The following is a 17461-nucleotide window of genomic DNA, read 5'->3' on the forward strand; positions in this document are numbered from 1 at the left end:
AAAATATAAGTGTTATGCTTACTAACCTTTCATTACTCATCACCACCGTGCTAACATTTTTTCTAGGTATTTTGGTGTATACCAATAACCCTAAGAAGCCTTCTAACAGAAACTTTTTTTACTTCACTTCTTCATTATCACTTTGGGCTATAACCAATCTAATGGCTAATATCTCTGCAGAGCCCAGCCTGGCACTTTTTTGGTCGAGAGCCGCTATTGTAGGGGCAGCGCTGCTGATATACTTTTTCTTATTATTTAGCATGACATTTACTAGCGATAAGCAGCTGAGCCGTGCGCTAAGACTAATATTATTTATTCCAGCTTTTATTATTATTTTGTTTAGCCCCACAGCCGCCAATGTAGTCTCATCTAATGCCTATGCCCAGCAGATACAGACCGGCTGGCTGTATATTTTTGTGATTGCCTACTTGCCTACTTACACTATCTGGGGGGTAGCACTGTTTATAAAAGCCCAGCGTAGCTCTGCAGGGCATAGAAAAGACCAAATCAAATATATCTTGATGGGTACAGCCCTTATCGCTATTCCTGGATTTATTTTTAATGCCATTTTACCAGCACTGGGGATCACATCCCTTTCGTCATTTGGGCCAATATTTATTTTACTTTTGGTGGCCATGATAGCTTACTCAATACTTCGTCATCAGCTTATGGACATAAGATTTATCGTTACAAGGTCACTGGCTTTTGCCTCGTCTATATTTATTATCGCAGCCGTATTTGGACTAGTCAGCTTTCAGATAGTTGATGTTATATTGCCAGCGAATGCCTCACAAGTTACCATTAGGCTTTCTTATACCGTTATAGCTATTTTGCTGGCCTTTGCATTTAATCCACTAGTAAGATTTTTTGAAAAAATAACAGCTAAGTTGTTTTTTCGTGGCCAATACGACCCACAGAAGCTGACTGACCAAATTGGTGGTATTTTGTCTAGCGAAATAGACCTAGACAAGCTAAGCACCCGAGTACTAAGTGAAATAACTACTCAAATGAAAATCAATATTTCTGAGATTGTAGTATTTAGCAAAGACAGAGTGTTTTATGAAAAGATACCTCTCAAGAATAGTCAAAAAGAAATAAGCCACAAACAATTACAAAAGCTCGGTAGAGTTACGCTGATTGTTGAAAATCTTAAGCCTGGTGAACGCAGAGATATCTTAAAAGAGTTTGGTTTTAGTCTTAGTATCCCGCTGCGCACCAGCGAGAAGTTTATAGGCTATTTACTTTTGGGCGAAAAAAAGAACGGTGAGATTTTTGGCTCTCAAGATTTGGCGGTACTAAAATCTATTGCCAATGAAGTAAGCGTTGCTATGGCCAACGCCCTAAGCTACAAAGAAATTCAACTTTTTACAGAGACGCTTTCGGAAAAAGTTCGCCAGCGTACTGCTCAGCTCAACACCGCCAACAGCCAGCTAAGAGAGCTAGACCAGGCCAAAGATGAATTTATTTCTATGGCATCTCACCAGCTCAGAACTCCACTAACGACTGTAAAGGGGTACATTAGCATGCTTGATGATGGGGATTTCGGCAAGCTAACGAAAGAACAAAAGCAAAGTATTGAGCTGGCTTTGGATGGAAGCAATAGAATGGCACGATTAATCGATGACTTATTGAATATCAGTCGTATGGAGGCGGGTAAATTCTATATAGATGCCCGGAAAGTAGATCTTAGTAAGCTTGTAAGCGAGGAGGTTAAAGCCCTACAGTTTATGGCAAAATCTCAAAAAGTTATTATCAGATACAAAGCCCCAACGAAAGCAATCCCACTAATCAACTTAGATGAAAATAAGACTCGGCAGGTAGTGATGAATATATTAGATAATGCAATCCATTATAGCCAGCCCCCTAAAGGAGGCGGCGTGGTTGAAGTTTCGCTTCTGCACTCTGGTGGTAGTGTGAGCTATATTGTTAAAGACAATGGCATTGGGGTGCCTAGAGATCAGCAGTCCATGCTCTTTACCAAGATGTTTAGGGCCAAAAATGCTAAAGATATGCGCCCTGATGGAACTGGGCTAGGGCTATATATGGTTAAGCGTGTGGTTGAAGACCAAGGAGGAAAGGTGCTATTTGAATCCAAATACGGCAAGGGCAGTCTTTTTGGATTCAAAATACCAGTCCACAATCATATAGAAATAGATGCCAAAGCCCAGGCAAAACTAAAATCTCAAATTAATTAGTAATCGAAGTGATATAATATACCTATGGCCAAACTGCTTACACTAAAAGATATTGATTATGCGGGTAAAAAAGTATTTTTGCGAGTCGATTATAATGTGGTGGTTAACGGCAAAGTGATCGATGAGTTTAGGGTCGCTCAAAGCCTCGCAACCATCAGTAAGCTGCTTTCTAGCGGCTGCTCTGTTATTTTGGCCAGCCATAATGGCCGACCAGAAGGAGAGCCAGATCCAAAACTAAGCCTCAGGCCAGTAGCCCAGGTTTTGGCTCAATTAATTAAGAGGCCAGTTGGTTTCGTCCCAGACTGTGTAGGCCCTGATACGGCTAAGGAGTCTAGGGCACTTAAGCCTGGGGAGCTGCTTTTATTGGAAAACTTACGGTTTCATGCAGCCGAGGAAAAAAACACTGTAGCCTTCGCCAAATCTCTGGCTAGCTTGGCCGAGGTCTATGTGGATGATGCCTTCGCCAACGCCCATAGACCGCACGCCAGCATGATCGGTGTGCCACAGTACTTACCCCACGCCGCTGGGCTGCTAATGGAAAAGGAATATCTAAGAATAATATCTCTTACTAAATCTCCGAAGCGACCTTATGTGGCAATAGTAGGGGGTGCTAAGATATCCACCAAGATAGAGGTATTACAGAGTTTGACAAAAAAGGTTGATACGCTTGTTATCGGAGGTGCAATGGCCAATACCTTCTTGCAGGCTCAGGGCTATAATGTGCAGTCCAGCATGACGGAGCCTGACCATGTAGGCACAGCCGCGGCTATAATAAAATTAGCCCATAAAAATAATGTCAGCCTAATACTGCCTACCGATGTTGTCGTAGCAGAAAGAGTTGAGCATGGAGCCAGCCATCGGCAGATTGGAGTGGGTAAGATATCCGCCAATGAGCTTGTCCTGGACATCGGTAAGAATACTATGAAGGGTATTTTACCTATCATATCTTCTGCCAAGACAGTTTTCTGGAACGGCACACTTGGCGTAGCTGAAATACCAGAGTTCGCCTGGGCTAGCAGGGACTTGGCTCACATGATCGCACTCAGAAAAAACAAAGCAGATACGATTGTCGGTGGGGGGGATACAGAAGCTTTTGTAGCTAAATTAGGTATGACCAATAGATTCGGTTTCGTTAGCACTGGTGGAGGTGTGTGTTTAGAGCTCTTAGCCGGGGATAAGCTCCCTGCAATTGAAGTATTAATGAGCTAAAATAAGCTACTTACAAAAAAGTCAGCCGCTAAAGCGCGCTAGCAGGCCCATTATTATTTGCACTTGCTGTATTGTCTTCGAATTCATCTCTGGATCTATTCAGTGGATTTAGTTCATTTACAGCTTCCGGAAATCCCGATACCAATGTGCTTGAAGGAGTGGCCGGTATTGTAATCGGCTGGCTCGCAGGGGCTGTATTGGGCAATACCACTGGATGCTCGGCCGATTGGGTGCTAGATGTTATCGCAGGAGCTATGACAGGAGACGGCATTGCGGGTGGTATTGAAGTAGGTATGATGTCGCTATCATTACTTTGCCCGATAACGGGTGCTTTTGTCTCTGATGGCTGAGGAGGAATTAGCGGGGGCTTGGGGGCCTTGGCAATGGGCGTAGGAGGCTCTAAATTAGAGATTGGCGGTGTTACTCTTGGGGGCTGAGGGGGAAAATTATTTGTATTAGCAAATTTATTATCTCTTGTCGCAGAGGGGGTTACCGGCCTGGGTGGAGTCATGGCTTTTGGTGGTGCCTGGATGTCGCCATCGATACTTTTTAGGGGCTTTGGCCTAGGCCCATCAATGGTGTTAAGAACAGCACTTTGGGTCGGCATATTTGCTGATTCTTTCGAAGGCTGAGTGGAATCTAGTGAATATTGGATTTCTAGCAAGCGATTATATTTTGCTATTCGTTCACCTCTGACAGGAGCCCCAACTTTTATTCCATAGGCGCCTACTCCATAGGCTAAATCCACAATAAAATCATCATTACTTTCACCACTTCTGTGGCTAATTATGACCTCATTGCCTACCTCTCGAGCCATATCGATAGCAGCAAACATTTCCGATATGCTTCCAACTTGGTCGGGCTTGATAATTATCCCGTCAAAGACCTTTTCTTTTGCGAAATCATTAATCTTGCGTGAGTCTGTAACTGTAAAATCGTCTGATATTATCTGGAAGGGCTTACTTTCTGAGGGGATGCTCTTGAGTAGCTCGAGACCTTCAAGATCGGTTTCAGCAAATGGGTCTTCTAGCGAGAAAAGATCAAACTTTTGATCCCATGCCTGGTAGGCTGCAAGTAAATCGCTAGCGTGTGCGTTGTTTCCCTCAAAAACATAATTTTTACCGTTGTAAAAGCTGTTGGCAGCAATATCTAGGGCTATTTCAAATTTCGAATCCATTTTTTCTCTGAGGTTGGCAATTGCTTCTAGGACTACTTCTGTTCTAACACCAACTGGCGCGATGGCACCCTCGTCGCCTACTAGCTGGGCCGCTGGGCCATACAAACTAACCATTATTGTCTTGATGGTTTGATAAACCTGAACTATCATTTCTATAGATTCTATTGGGTTGGTTGATTTAGGGACAATCATAAACTCCTGAATATCCAGTCCGGGGGCGTGTTTACCACCACTAACTAAATTAGCGTATATTCTAGGAAACTTAGGAGTGGTTTTTCGATTTTCAGCAATGTATTGCCAGAGGGGTTTTTTACTGAGCTTGGCACTTAGCTTAAAGTAGGCACCTGAGAGCGCCAAAATTGTATTTGCGCCCAAGTTCTGCTTATTATCTGTCCCGTCTAGAGCGATTACTAGGCTATCGAAGTCATCTTGATGTTTTAGCGGATACCCAATAAACTTGGGTGAAACAATTTTATTGATTAAATCCACGCACGAGGCTACACTCTTTCCGCCGTAGCTATCGCCGTTATCAGTCTTTTTTTCTGCTTCACCTATACCCAAGCTAGAGCCTGCGGGCACAATAAACCATGATGAAGTACCATTTTCAGCTACCATCCTGACTTTTAGCGTCGGCTCACCGTTAGAATTTAGTACCTGCGAGGGTACAATGCTTTTAATTCCCATGATATATAAATTATAGCATAAGCATTATAAAGTGCTAACTAATTTGTCTTTATAATGTTCTGAAGCTGACCAGAAAGGAAGCCGAGAATATTTGTTGCTGTGGTCTTGCGGATAATTGCCAACCCTTCAGTGGAGTTGAAGGCATTATGGGGGGATAATATCACATTGTTCATTTTTGATAAAATATCAAGCTCAGCTATATCGTAGGGAGCCTTTTTGTTGCCTAGGTATAAGTCAGTTTCAATATCGAGGTCTAGGGCCCTCTCTCCCTCCACGACATCTAGCCCTGCCCCGGCTATTTGCTTGGATCGAAGAGCCTCAATCAAATCGGAGGTATTAACAAGCTGGCCACGAGCTGTATTTATTAATACCGAGTGGGGGCTCATCAAAGCGAGAGATTTGGAATTAATAAGTTGCTTAGTACTTGGGTTCAACGGCGCATGCAGACTTATATAATCACTCCCTCTGAGCAGCTCGGGCATTGTCACTAAGCTAAAGCCAAGCTGCTTGGCCGCATTTTCATCTGGGTAGGGGTCGTAGGCAATTGCATGCATTCCCATTGCTTTGGCGATACTAATTACCCGTAAACCAATCTTGCCAGTCCCGACCACCCCAAGTATTTTGCCGTTCAGCGTGGAGCCAGTTAGCTTTCGGTAGTCAATTTGGCCGTCCTTTACCGAGCTAAGCACTGCTGGCATTTTGCGGGCCAGCATAAGCATAAGCAGTATCGTATATTCAGCAACTGTTGTCTGCCCATAAGCTGGCACATTACTCACCACAACAGCCTTTTGCTTGCAAGCCCTGAGATCTACATTATCAACACCTGTCGACCGGCAAGCCACAAAGCCTAGACTCGGCATATGAGCTATGGCGGCTTCATCTACATTGCTAGATGAAGAAACACTAATAACCTTAGCTTCCTTATATTCGTAGGCTGGCACTTTATTTATCTCCTCATGGAAAAATAAGAGCTTGTATTTACTACCTATAAAGTAGTGCTCAAAAGAGCTTTTCTCTTTGCTGGTAGTGTCAAAAAATGCGATTGTTGTAGCCATAAGTTTTATCCTTTATTCAATACTACAATAAAATCAGAAACATTGGCAGTAATCTTATTTATTTTATATGTTACATTTATCGGTCCTAGAGTTTTATAGCTTCTATTATTAGTGTAGCTGTGTCTTGGCGCACCTTAGCCTATTTGGCTGGGCACAAGCTGACCGAACTTTTTAATATATATGAGCGAACAATTGTAGCATTATTGAAGTTTTAGAAGATATTGTGTTATCTTTAAAATAATTAAATCAGGAGGAAATATGAGTGAGTTAGGTAGATATAATCCAAATAATTCAGAAAAAAATCGAAACCAATTTTCTAGAAGAAAACTTGGAGCAGCTTTTATCGCTGCAGCACTTGGCGCGGGTGCCATTATGGGGACAGATAAGAGTGATGTAAAAAAAGATAAATCGGGCGAGCTGGCTTTAGATGAAAAAATAGATAAAATGTTTGAAGAAGCAGGAATCCAAAAGGGTTCAATAATCAATGTCATAGCAGCCGAATTAGTAATAAATACTGAAAAAGTAAATGTCAGGGAAGGCTATGATGTTTCCGACTTTAACAAGATTACTTCTAGCGAGCTCATAGGGGTAAGTGGTGCAATCATGATACCCCTCACTGACGACGACCCTAATGGCTCAAGATATATGGCTATATTGAAAGGCCCCAATGGAGAAAGAACATTGATTAGTTTTGTAGTTGAGGTGGATGGTGTATCTTATGCTGCAACTGGCAAGCCGTATGATGGAGTAACAACGAAAATGATATATGAAGGATCTAAGGATGGTCAGCCAATGGCCATCGAAGAAGGCGGAGCAGAAATACTCGTAGCAACAGCCCAAGAATTAGGTAAGAATAAGTCTAAGTAGTTTTCGTTCGAAAAAACAGTTGGTGATCCCACGGAGAAGGCGGGCTAGCGCCCTTTTCCCTGCGGTGCTCGGTAAATATTTAAGTGAACTTGATATTTACGCTGCGCTCCTCGTGCACCGAACTCCTTTGGTAGTTCAATTCGTCGAGTCGAATACGCAAAAAAAAAGCCCGAGACGAGCTCAGGCGTTTTTTATGGTGATCCCACGGAGAATCGAACTCCGGTTGCCGGGATGAAAACCCGGTGTCCTAACCGCTAGACGATGGGACCATCAACTATTTTTTTACGAAATAACCATACAATTTTAACACATTTAGGTTCTTATTTCAATCTGTAAATTGGACATTTTAAGCTAAAGCGTGTATATATTATAAGCATTAGATAATTATGGATCAAGCCAAACATGACACAAACTACACTAGATAACATCAAGCCCACACAGCCACTTTCTCAATCTGGCCAGCAAGACTCTACAATCGATCTTAGGACGCCAGAGGGAGAAGCCCAAAAATTAAGGGATAAAGAATCTAGAACACGAGCTATACAGAATCAAGCAAATCGGTCTAATGTTTTGCCGAGGGTCGGCCTAGACGGCATGCGTCGCACCAGACCTAGCCCTGGGGCTACAGCCACTTCTACTGGCCCACCATCCGAAGGTTCGGCTTTCATACTACCCAAAGAGCAGCTAGAACAGCCGCCGGTTGTGGTATCTAACCCTAGCACCAGTACCGAGGCCCAGCCTATCGACCAACAGCAAGAGCAAAAGAAGCCAGGCTTTTTTGCCAGAATGTTTGGGAAAAAGTAACCATATTACAGCCTTGGCTGCTTGTTAAATTTTATATTTATTAGGTAGCTTCCCTGCAAAATTAGATGTTATTGTTACGCTTTTACTAATACTCTAAAAACCATTACAATATAAACATATGCAGCATGAAAAATTAGACGCCACAAAGTATAAAAAAACTAAGATTATAGCTACACTAGGGCCTGCAAGCCAAGAAAAGATTGGCGCATTGCTTGTTGCTGGAGTTAATGGAATAAGATTGAATTTTAGCCACAATACACATAAATGGCATTGCGATGTAGCACTCCGTGTGCGAAGTGAAGCCAAAAAGCTCGACAGGTCGGTAGCGATTATACAAGATTTGCCTGGTCCGAAAATGGTGCTTGGCAAGCTGCCAAGTGGTGGTATCGAAATTGCGGCTGGCCAAACTATAAAATTCAAGCACGGCGACGACAGCACTGAGGGTATCCTGCCGATACAATACGATTTTGCCGCCCAAGTAAAAAAAGGCGAACGACTATTTTTAAGAGATGGCCAGATTCAAACCGAGATTACATCAGTAGAGAAAAAAGTAATTACAGCCAAAGCTCTTAACTCTGGAAAGATATTGAGTGGCCATGGCATTAATCTGCCAGACACAGTTTTTAAAAATGGTGTAATAAGCGAGAAAGACAAAAATGACCTGACTGTTACCCATAAGTTAGACGCTGATTATGTTGCCGTTAGCTTTGTAAATAGGGCGCAGGATATCCATGATGTTCGCAATGAGCTAGCTAAGCATAAAGCCAACGCCAAGATTATCGCTAAAATTGAAACAAAAGCTGCGGTCGAAAATCTCGAAGAAATAATTAAAGCTAGCGATGTAGTGATGATTGCGCGTGGGGATTTAGCAATCGAGGTAGGACCTGAACGAGTACCAATTATTGGCAGAGAAATAATCCTGCTTTGTAGAAGGTATAAGAGGCCGGTAATTATGGCGACCCAAATGATGGAGAGCATGATAACAAGCTTAACTCCCAGTAGAGCCGAGGCCAACGATGTAGCCACCGCAGTTAGTCTTGGGGTTGATAGCTTGATGTTGTCTGGCGAGTCGGCTATCGGGCAATTCCCAGTCGAAACGGTAGCGATGATGAAAAAAATAATCTTGAGCGCTGAACAATATTTTGTCAATTCATCAGCCTCAATAGATCTATCAAGCGGCGATACAGATGTAGTTTCGGTAATTGAATCGAGCGGGGACAGTATGCTAAATAAAATAGGCCAAAAAACACGATTGGTATTCTCAAAGCAACCTAAACTATCACCAAATATTTCATCGGAAGCAGCTCAGACCAGTGTTAGTTTTGCGGCAATAACTCTTGCCAACCAATTGAATGCAAAAGTAATTCTGGCAGAAACCCTTACTGGCTCCACAGCCCTAAGTATTTCTAGCCTTCGCCCTAATTGCCCGATTATAATAATTAGCCCGACTGCTAAGGTCTGTAATCAATGCTCTATTGTTTGGGGTGGTAAAACATTTTTGATTTCTAAATCTAAGAATCGTAAAGCTACGATTATAAGAAAGCTCAAAGACAGAAAAAGCATCAGTAAGGGGGACTGGGTGGTCGAAGCCTTTGGTCGCAATGAAGATGTTGCGGGTGGAACTGACACAGTAAGACTATTGGAGGTTGAATGAAGAGAATTATAATCGGCAACTGGAAGATGAATCTGACTGCCAAGCAATCAGAAATATTAATAAACAGGCTAGTAGAAAACACCGAAAGGCCATCTGCAGATATCGTGCTTTGCCCTAACTTTGTCCAGCTTGCTAATATTAATATGTTACTCAAGGCGAAGCCGGGTAATAAATTTAAGCTTGGCGTACAAAATATCAATAATCATGACTTAGGAGCATTCACCGGTGAAGTCAGCGCCCCTATGATCAAGGGTTTAGCCAGCTATGCGATTGTAGGGCACTCCGAGAGGAGGGTTAACTTTGGTGAGACAGATGAGATGATATCAAAAAAGGTTTCAGCCTGTTTACGCAATAAAATAATCCCGATACTCTGTGTCGGCGAGAACTTACACGAAAGACAAGAGGGTTTAGCAAAGCGAACTGTCCTGGACCAGCTCGAGGAGGACCTATCCGAGATAACATCAGCCGAATCAGCCAAAATAGTGATTGCTTACGAGCCAGTATGGGCAATAGGTACTGGCAAAACAGCTAGTCCTTATGATGTAGAGGATATGCTAGAGGGTATCTATCGGTACTTAGTTAACAAATATACTGAGCCTCGGGCAGACAAAATAAGCCTTCTTTATGGTGGCAGTATCAATGCTGAAAATGCTAAGAGCTTCTTGGATCTGAATAAATCTGGAGGGTTATTGGTGGGCGGGGCCAGCCTCAACTATAAGGCTTTTAGTAGTATTTGCCAGCTGGGATAGCTAGTGTGGCTGTTGGATGGTGGATGGTGGGCTATTTATGATAGTATACTAGTGTAAATAAGGAGCAGTAATGACCGAACTTAGCTATGGCGAAAAGTCACCAGAAGTTGTTAATTTAGTAATAGAAATTCGTAAGGGCGAAAAAAATAAATATGAATATGACAAAGAAACTGGCCGGCTTTTTCTAGACAGAGTAAATGGCACAGCCCTGGGCTATCCTACTGATTATGGCTTCGTGCCAAACACTCTTTGTGATGATGGCGACCCACTAGACGGCTTACTAATAATAGATGAGTCTGTACCACACGGCACCGTCGTGCCAGCCAGGCCTATTGGCGTTTTGTACATGATAGATGACGGCGAAGGTGACGAAAAGCTTATTTGTGTTGCGGCTGATGATGTCAGCAAAGACCACATCAAAGACCTAAGTGATCTAGGCGAAAACTTTCCAAAAGTAATAGAGCATTTTTATACTCACTACAAAGACTGGAAAAACAACTGGAGTGGGGTGAGCGTGAGCTTTAACGGCTGGGGAGACGCCCAGGCTGCCAAAAAAGTAATTGCCGAAAGTATTGCTAGCGCCAAAAAAAGTGGCTAATTAAATTTAAAGCCATAATTGAACATCCTAATGGTAGGGTGCTCACGATTGCCTTTTTTATTTTCGCCTCTCATCCTTTGGCACACCCTGGGAGAGTATTGGGAAATTTTATACTTATCATACCCAGGTATAAAGGTGTATCATATATAAATGAATAAATTATTAGAAGGCTTAAACGACGCTCAAGTTGAAGCAGTAGTTAAGACCGATGGCCCAATATTGATGCTGGCTGGCGCTGGTAGCGGTAAAACTAAAACCCTAACCCATCGCATGGCCTATTTAATATCCGAAAAGAAAGTGCCACCATCATGCATCTTGGCAGTAACTTTTACCAATAAGGCAGCAGGCGAGATGCGCTCGAGGGTATCTAGGCTACTTGGGTTTGATGAGAACGGAACTAACCCAATACCGTTTCTTGGTACCTTCCACTCGGTTGCTAATAAAATACTCAGGTATGAAGCCGATCGAATGGGCCTTGGGAGCAATTTTTTAATATATGATTCTGGGGATTCACAGGCCTTAATCAAAAAAATCATGAAGTCCCTGCATATTGATGATAAGAGCATCACCCCCTCTGGTATAGGCTGGATGATATCCTCTGCTAAAAACGAATTAATAGGCCCAGAAAAGTATCGATCCACCACAACCAATCGTGCTGGCCTTATTGCCGCCGATGTATATCCTATTTACCAGAGAGAATTGCGCAAAGCAATGGCTTTTGATTTTGATGACCTTATAATGGAGCTAGTTAAATTGCTTCAAATCGAGCCCGATATACTCGAGAAATATCAGAAACAATTCCAGTACATATTGGTTGATGAATACCAGGACACTAACCACGCCCAGTACAAGCTTATTCAGCTGCTAGCCAAAAAACACAAAAACATTTGCGTTGTGGGCGACGACTGGCAGAGTATTTATTCTTGGCGCGGAGCAAACTACCAAAATATTCTAAATTTCGAGAAGGACTACCCATCCGTGAAGGTTATTAAGCTGGAGCAAAACTACCGATCCACTCAGATGATACTAGACGCCGCACATTCTGTGATTACTAAGAATATCTCGCGTAGCAGCAAGAAATTATGGACCGACTTAGGACTTGGCGACAAAGTCCATGTTGTTTCGACAATCGATGAGGTTAATGAAGGCAGAACAATTATTCAGACTATTGAAAGGCTAAGGAGCACGAACCCGAGTATGACTCTTAAAGATGTAGCGATTCTTTATCGAACTAATGCCCAGTCGCGAAGCCTAGAAGAAAGCTTGCTTCGCTATAATATACCCTATCAAGTTATAGGAGGAACGAGGTTTTACGATAGGCGCGAAATAAAAGATATTTTGGCTTATATGAGAGTTATATTCCAGCCCAACGATACTGTTAGCTTGGCCAGAATACTAAATGTACCAATCAGGGGAGTTGGAGCCAAGAGTTCATCTGCAATTATCGACTTCTTAGATAAAAACGAAGCCGATACAATCCAGACCTTGCGCCAACCTGAGGACATACCGGGCCTTAGGGGCAAGGCCCTAGTAGAGATCCGCAATTTAGGAGTTATCCTAGATGATATTAGCAATAAGCCAGACCTAAATGCATTCAAGTTATGGAGTCATTAATTGAAAGGATAGATTATATTAGCTATCTTCAGGATGGCTCCATATCGGCCGAGGATAGAGTGGAGAATGTTCAGGAACTACTAGGGGTAGCTAAAAACTACGAGGATATGGACCTCGAAACCTTTCTGACTGAAGTCGCCTTGGTTTCAGACCTTGATTCGCTAGATAGAAATACCCAGAAGGTTAGCTTGATGACACTGCACGCAGCAAAAGGCCTAGAGTTTGATGTGGTGTTTATGGTCGGCATGGAAGAGGGTGTATTCCCACACGCCAGAAGCCTTTTTGAGCCGAGTGAACTAGAAGAAGAGCGCCGGCTCTGCTATGTGGGTATGACTCGCGCCAAGCAGCAGCTGTATATGATCCATGCATCATCTAGAACACTGTATGGCAAAACCCAGCACAATGTTCCCTCAAGGTTTATATCAGACATTCCAGAAGAAATCATCGAACAGCCGCTTGGGTCTGGTGCTACAAGTGCAAGAGGGCAGGTTGCCCGAGAGAGCTTTGATACTGACTTCCCAGACGATGTTAGCAGTGTCAATGTCGCGACAGGTGACAAGGTCATTCACCCCACATTTGGTGTCGGTGTAGTGGAGAGAATAGACGATCTAGAGGCAGCTATAAGGTTTGAAAAATCAGGACTCAAAAATTTAAATCTTCAATATGCCCCTCTCAGGAAGTTTTAGGCTTATTTTTTAGCAAAATGAACAATTATATTGTTCATAAGAGGTTTGACAAAGACCCAGCAATGAAGCTAAAATAGATACAGATACAGAAACAAAAACAAAAGCCTTTTCCTATAAATAATCTATAAAGAGGCTTATTATTTTACCCAGAATTAAAACACCTTCCGGAACCCAACCTAGGGTTTATCGACCATTAGTTAGCAACAAAAAACACCGTCCTATAATGAGCCTATTGTCGGTCATGATGCTGTTTACATTCGTGATATTCTCGGCTGTATTTGGGCAATCACAAGTTTCAATTAATAATATTGCCCTTGCCGATGGCAAAGGGTTGGTAAGTATTTTTGCAGATGGGCAAAAGAAGACAATCGCCACCGATGCCAAGACAATTGGTGAGGCGTTAGAGCAAAATGGCATTAAGCTAGGCACTGGGGATGTGGTCGAACCTTCAGCAAAAACTGTAATAAACCAGCCGATATATAATGTAAATGTCTATAGAGCCTACCCGGCGATAATAGTTGATGGAAATAACACCACCACAACCCTTAGCGGCTATAGGAGCCCTAGACAGGTTGTGACATCAGCTGGCATCAAGCTCTACCCAGAGGATAGGATTTCGGTAGATCGCAGCGAGGACTTTTCATCTGGAGCAGCTATCGGGCAGAAGATGGTTATCGAGAGAGCGACCCCAGTAAAGCTCCTAATAGGTGGCAAAATGATTGAGTATAGAACCTGGCAAAAAACTGTAAAGGGGCTACTGGATGAAAAAGGTATTGAAATAAAACCTTCTGATCAGCTCGATGTTGATCTGTCAGAGTCTGTATACAAAAATATGAAAATTGTTCTTAGTAGGGTTACACAGGATGTGTTACAGATTACCGAAGCCGTAGAGCCAGAGATTCAGTATAAGGACGACCCCGAGCAGCCCAAGGCCTACCAGAAGGTAGAAAGCTCTGGCAAACCTGGAGAAAAGATCGTAAGCTATCTTATAAATCAAAAAGATGGAGTTGAGTTATCTAGGCAGGTTATTGACACTAAAGTCACAGTCCAGTTCGAGCCAAAAATAGTTATTAGGGGCAGTAAGCCTGAGCCTGCTGGAGATAACGCCGATCTATTATCCAAGCTTAGGCAATGCGAGGCAGGTGGAAACTACCAGCGCAACTCTGGAAATGGCTATTATGGCGCCTATCAATTCTCGGCTGCCACTTGGAATCGTTGGGATACTGGCTATGCCAGGGCCGATTTAGCCCCAGCATCTGTTCAAGACGAAACAGTTCTCAAGAACGCCAAAGCCAGCAAAGGGGGCTTCTGGAGCCAACATCCAGGTTGTTCTAGTAAGCTATCGCTACCCAAGTTCCCCTATTAAGTAATTATTAGCTAGGTCGCCCGGGCTAAAGCACTGCTAATATCAATTAAGACACTAGTATTATGAGGAATTTTAAACCATGAAAGCTAAAAAAAGTTTCGGCCAGAATTGGCTAAGAGACGAATATGTTTTAGATAAGATTGTAGACTCTGCAAACCTAAAATCTAGCGATTCAGTATTAGAAGTTGGCCCCGGCCTCGGAACCCTGACCCAAAAGCTGGTTAGTTCAGGGGTGGATATATGGGCCGTAGAAGCCGATCAAGACTTAATACCTGGGCTCAAAAAAAGATTCAAAAATGCTAAGAACTTGAAGATAATCCCAGAAGACATACTTAAGTTCGACATGGGCAAAATGCCCGAGGGGTATAAGGTGGTGGCAAATATACCATATTACCTTACATCAAATCTAATCAGGACTTTATTGGAAGCAAGTAATAAGCCGACCTTGATGGTTATGTTGGTTCAAAAGGAGGTAGCAGAGCGAATTTTGGCCAAGCCTGGGTCGATGTCTGTACTGGCATTTTCAGTTCTGTATTATGCTAGGCCGGAGTTTGTAATGGAGGTGGGGCGAGAGCTTTTTGATCCAATACCTAGAGTTGATTCCGCCATAATCAAAATAAGCTGCTTAAATCAACAGCTATTTGATGCTGATACGCAAAAACTATTCAGGCTGGTGAAATCAGGATTTGGGGAAAAACGCAAAATGCTTCGTAATAGTCTTTCAGGAGGGCTTGGCGTGGAGACAGCAGATATCGAGAGAATCCTTACAGAATCCAAGATCAGTCTAACCTCTAGGGCTCAGGAACTAAGTATGTCTGACTGGCACAACCTCTACCGCGCCTCGATTGCTAGTAATCTTATTTGATAGCTATCTTCATCTAAAAAAATAACCACTTATGCTAAAATAAAGCATATGAAATTACACTATATTAGATCTCGTAAATGGCGAGCGTGCTTGGCTGTTTTTTTTGGCCTAGGGCTGCTAGCCCTATCGCTACCCAGGTTAAGTCTGGCATCCTCAGACTTCAGCTACAGCATTTCATCTAGGTATGATGTTCGAAGCGATTCCTCGACGGCAGTAGAGGAGTCTTACAGTGTGGTAAATAATACGCCTAATCGGTTCCTCCAAAGTATCCAGCTATCAGCCCCTGTGGACGACGCTACAGACCTAACGGTTGAGTACGAAGACGGCACCGCAATACCTTTTACCACCAACAAAAAAGTCTCATCTCAGTCTGGCTATAGCTATGACTATGTCGAAATAAATATTACCTTTCCAAGGAATAGTGTAGGTCAAAATTCGCGCTGGGGTTTTGTTGTTAGCTATAGCACGGCCAAGCTAGTAGAGACAAAAGGTAGTGCCCACACCGTTTCTATTCCTGCAGTACCGCAGGATGCCAGTGACAAATATTCGCTAGAGCTTTTGGTGCCAGAAAGCTTTGGGAGTATACACGCTACTGGCCAAGCACCAACTAGGCTAGAAAATCAAAATGGCCAGCAGCGCTATGTTTTTAAAGACAAAGAATCACTCAAAAAAACAACTCTCTTGGTTTTTGGTGACAGCACCATATACGAAGTTAATTTTAATTTTCCGCTAGATAACAAATCTAACTTTACCAGTACATTTACAGTGGCCCTGCCGCCAAATACATCTGGTCAAAAGGTTTTATTGCAAAAACTTGACCCTCAGCCAAAATCTACTCGGCTAGACGCTGATGGTAATATTTTGGCAGACTATGATGTGCCTGCTGGGTCGAAAATAGTCGTTCAAACTAGCGTAATCGGGGTGATTAGTTATATTGACTATGACTTATCTAAGAGCGGCACCTTAGCCGAAATACCAAAAGACTTGGTTACTAAATACACTAGCCCTCAGCAGTACTGGGATTCAACTAACCCTGAAATTGTAGCTAAAGCCAACGAGCTAACCAAGGGTAAAAATACCGTGGCCGAGCAAGTGCGGGCAATCAACGACTATGTAGTGAGTACACTTACCTATAATGATGAAAAAATAAAATACAATCTTCGCCAAGGCGGCCTCAAGGCCTTGCAAGAGCCAAGTAACGCTGTTTGTCTAGAATATTCAGATCTTACAATTAGTCTTTTGCGGGCCGCCAAAATTCCAGCTCGAATGCCTGTTGGCTACGGCTATTCTGGTAACTTAAAAAAGTCTAGCTCTGTGAGCGATTCACTGCACTCTTGGGTGCAGGCCTATGTGCCAAATATTGGCTGGATGAACCTAGATCCTACCTGGAACGAAAAGTTTAACAGCTTTGGCTCAAGCGACTTAGATCATATGGCATTTATACTCTGGGGCGAGAAAGACAATTCACCTGCTCCGATTATGCAAAACGGTCAAGATACCAACTACCAGTATGAAAACACCACAATATCTTATAAAGACGCTCCGCCAATAATCGCTCAAGACGGAAAGCTAGAGGCCAAAAAATGGCTCATCTTACCATTTTTGGCTATCACCAAGACTGATGTGCAGGCGCCCAGTGGAACTGCTGGTGATAGCTACTCAACTAGATCAAGACAAGGCTCGCAGATAGATACCGTAGAGCTAGGCTCACTTGCACCAAGACAAAAAGTATCAAAACTCAATCTAGTGTGGGGCGCCACCGCATTTGGTGGAGCAAGTATCGATTTTGCTCAAGCCGGCGCGAACTCAATAGTACTTGATAGCACCAAAATAAGAACTCAGCTTTGGCCAGCGATACTTATCGCTATACTGCTGGCTGGAATTGTCATCTATAAGGTGGTAAGATTTAGTCTCAGAAAGAGCAATCATCAAGTTAGC

General features: G+C 42.9%; 14 protein-coding genes and 1 tRNA gene. 12 read left to right on the forward strand and 3 right to left on the reverse strand.

Annotation, left to right across the window (positions count from 1 at the left end; genetic code table 11):
• The first annotated feature begins 14 nt into the window (after positions 1-14).
• Both NT111_02065 and NT111_02070 read left to right on the forward strand, forming a co-directional pair.
• On the forward strand, positions 15-2195 hold the full coding sequence (locus NT111_02065) for an ATP-binding protein (protein MCX6804776.1): 2181 nt from the start codon (positions 15-17) through the stop codon (positions 2193-2195).
• Positions 2196-2219: 24 nt separating this feature from the next.
• Positions 2220-3404, forward strand: a complete 1185-nt coding sequence (locus NT111_02070) for a phosphoglycerate kinase (protein MCX6804777.1) — start codon at positions 2220-2222, stop codon at positions 3402-3404.
• 28 nt (positions 3405-3432) lie between these two features.
• On the opposite strand, the gene NT111_02075 is transcribed toward NT111_02070, so the two are convergent.
• Together NT111_02075 and NT111_02080 are read right to left on the reverse strand one after the other, a co-directional pair.
• Positions 3433-5265 (reverse strand): hypothetical protein, encoded by a 1833-nt coding sequence (locus NT111_02075; protein ID MCX6804778.1) that lies wholly within the window; start codon positions 5263-5265, stop codon positions 3433-3435.
• A 38-nt stretch (positions 5266-5303) separates the two neighbouring features.
• Entirely contained in the window at positions 5304-6320 is a 1017-nt protein-coding gene (locus NT111_02080; protein MCX6804779.1) for a hydroxyacid dehydrogenase, read from the reverse strand.
• A 258-nt stretch (positions 6321-6578) separates the two neighbouring features.
• Between NT111_02080 and NT111_02085 the strand changes: the two genes are divergently transcribed.
• Positions 6579-7187 carry a hypothetical protein gene (locus NT111_02085; protein MCX6804780.1) on the forward strand — a complete coding sequence of 203 codons (609 nt, stop codon included), beginning with the start codon at positions 6579-6581 and terminating at the stop codon, positions 7185-7187.
• A 194-nt stretch (positions 7188-7381) separates the two neighbouring features.
• Here the strand turns inward: NT111_02085 and NT111_02090 are convergent.
• A tRNA-Glu gene (locus NT111_02090) sits at positions 7382-7456 on the reverse strand.
• A 133-nt stretch (positions 7457-7589) separates the two neighbouring features.
• Between NT111_02090 and NT111_02095 the strand changes: the two genes are divergently transcribed.
• The 9 genes from NT111_02095 to NT111_02135 all read left to right on the forward strand — a co-directional run.
• Positions 7590-7991 carry a hypothetical protein gene (locus tag NT111_02095; protein ID MCX6804781.1) on the forward strand — a complete coding sequence of 134 codons (402 nt, stop codon included), beginning with the start codon at positions 7590-7592 and terminating at the stop codon, positions 7989-7991.
• Positions 7992-8109: 118 nt separating this feature from the next.
• The gene (gene pyk, locus NT111_02100) at positions 8110-9645 is read left to right on the forward strand and encodes a pyruvate kinase (GenBank protein ID MCX6804782.1); all 1536 of its coding nucleotides are present in this window, start codon (positions 8110-8112) and stop codon (positions 9643-9645) included.
• A complete protein-coding gene (gene tpiA / locus NT111_02105; GenBank protein ID MCX6804783.1) occupies positions 9642-10394 on the forward strand; it encodes a triose-phosphate isomerase in 753 nt (250 codons plus the stop codon). The genes pyk and tpiA overlap by 4 nt, the downstream gene beginning before the upstream one ends.
• A gap of 70 nt (positions 10395-10464) precedes the next feature.
• A complete protein-coding gene (locus NT111_02110; GenBank protein MCX6804784.1) occupies positions 10465-10992 on the forward strand; it encodes an inorganic diphosphatase in 528 nt (175 codons plus the stop codon).
• 150 nt (positions 10993-11142) lie between these two features.
• Positions 11143-12606 carry a UvrD-helicase domain-containing protein gene (locus NT111_02115; GenBank protein MCX6804785.1) on the forward strand — a complete coding sequence of 488 codons (1464 nt, stop codon included), beginning with the start codon at positions 11143-11145 and terminating at the stop codon, positions 12604-12606.
• Positions 12594-13292: an ATP-binding domain-containing protein gene (locus tag NT111_02120; GenBank protein ID MCX6804786.1), complete on the forward strand. Its 699-nt coding sequence runs from the start codon at positions 12594-12596 to the stop codon at positions 13290-13292. Before NT111_02115 ends, NT111_02120 begins: the two co-directional genes overlap by 13 nt.
• A 241-nt stretch (positions 13293-13533) precedes the next feature.
• On the forward strand, positions 13534-14658 hold the full coding sequence (locus NT111_02125; GenBank protein ID MCX6804787.1) for a ubiquitin-like domain-containing protein: 1125 nt from the start codon (positions 13534-13536) through the stop codon (positions 14656-14658).
• 79 nt (positions 14659-14737) lie between these two features.
• Positions 14738-15523: a 16S rRNA (adenine(1518)-N(6)/adenine(1519)-N(6))-dimethyltransferase RsmA gene (gene rsmA, locus NT111_02130; protein ID MCX6804788.1), complete on the forward strand. Its 786-nt coding sequence runs from the start codon at positions 14738-14740 to the stop codon at positions 15521-15523.
• A gap of 48 nt (positions 15524-15571) precedes the next feature.
• The coding region (locus NT111_02135) for a transglutaminase-like domain-containing protein (protein ID MCX6804789.1) at positions 15572-17461 on the forward strand (1890 nt) is incomplete at its 3' end.

It is taken from the genome of Patescibacteria group bacterium (assembly GCA_026397045.1).
In the GTDB taxonomy this organism is placed as follows: domain Bacteria; phylum Patescibacteriota; class Saccharimonadia; order CAILAD01; family BJGX01; genus JAPLVO01.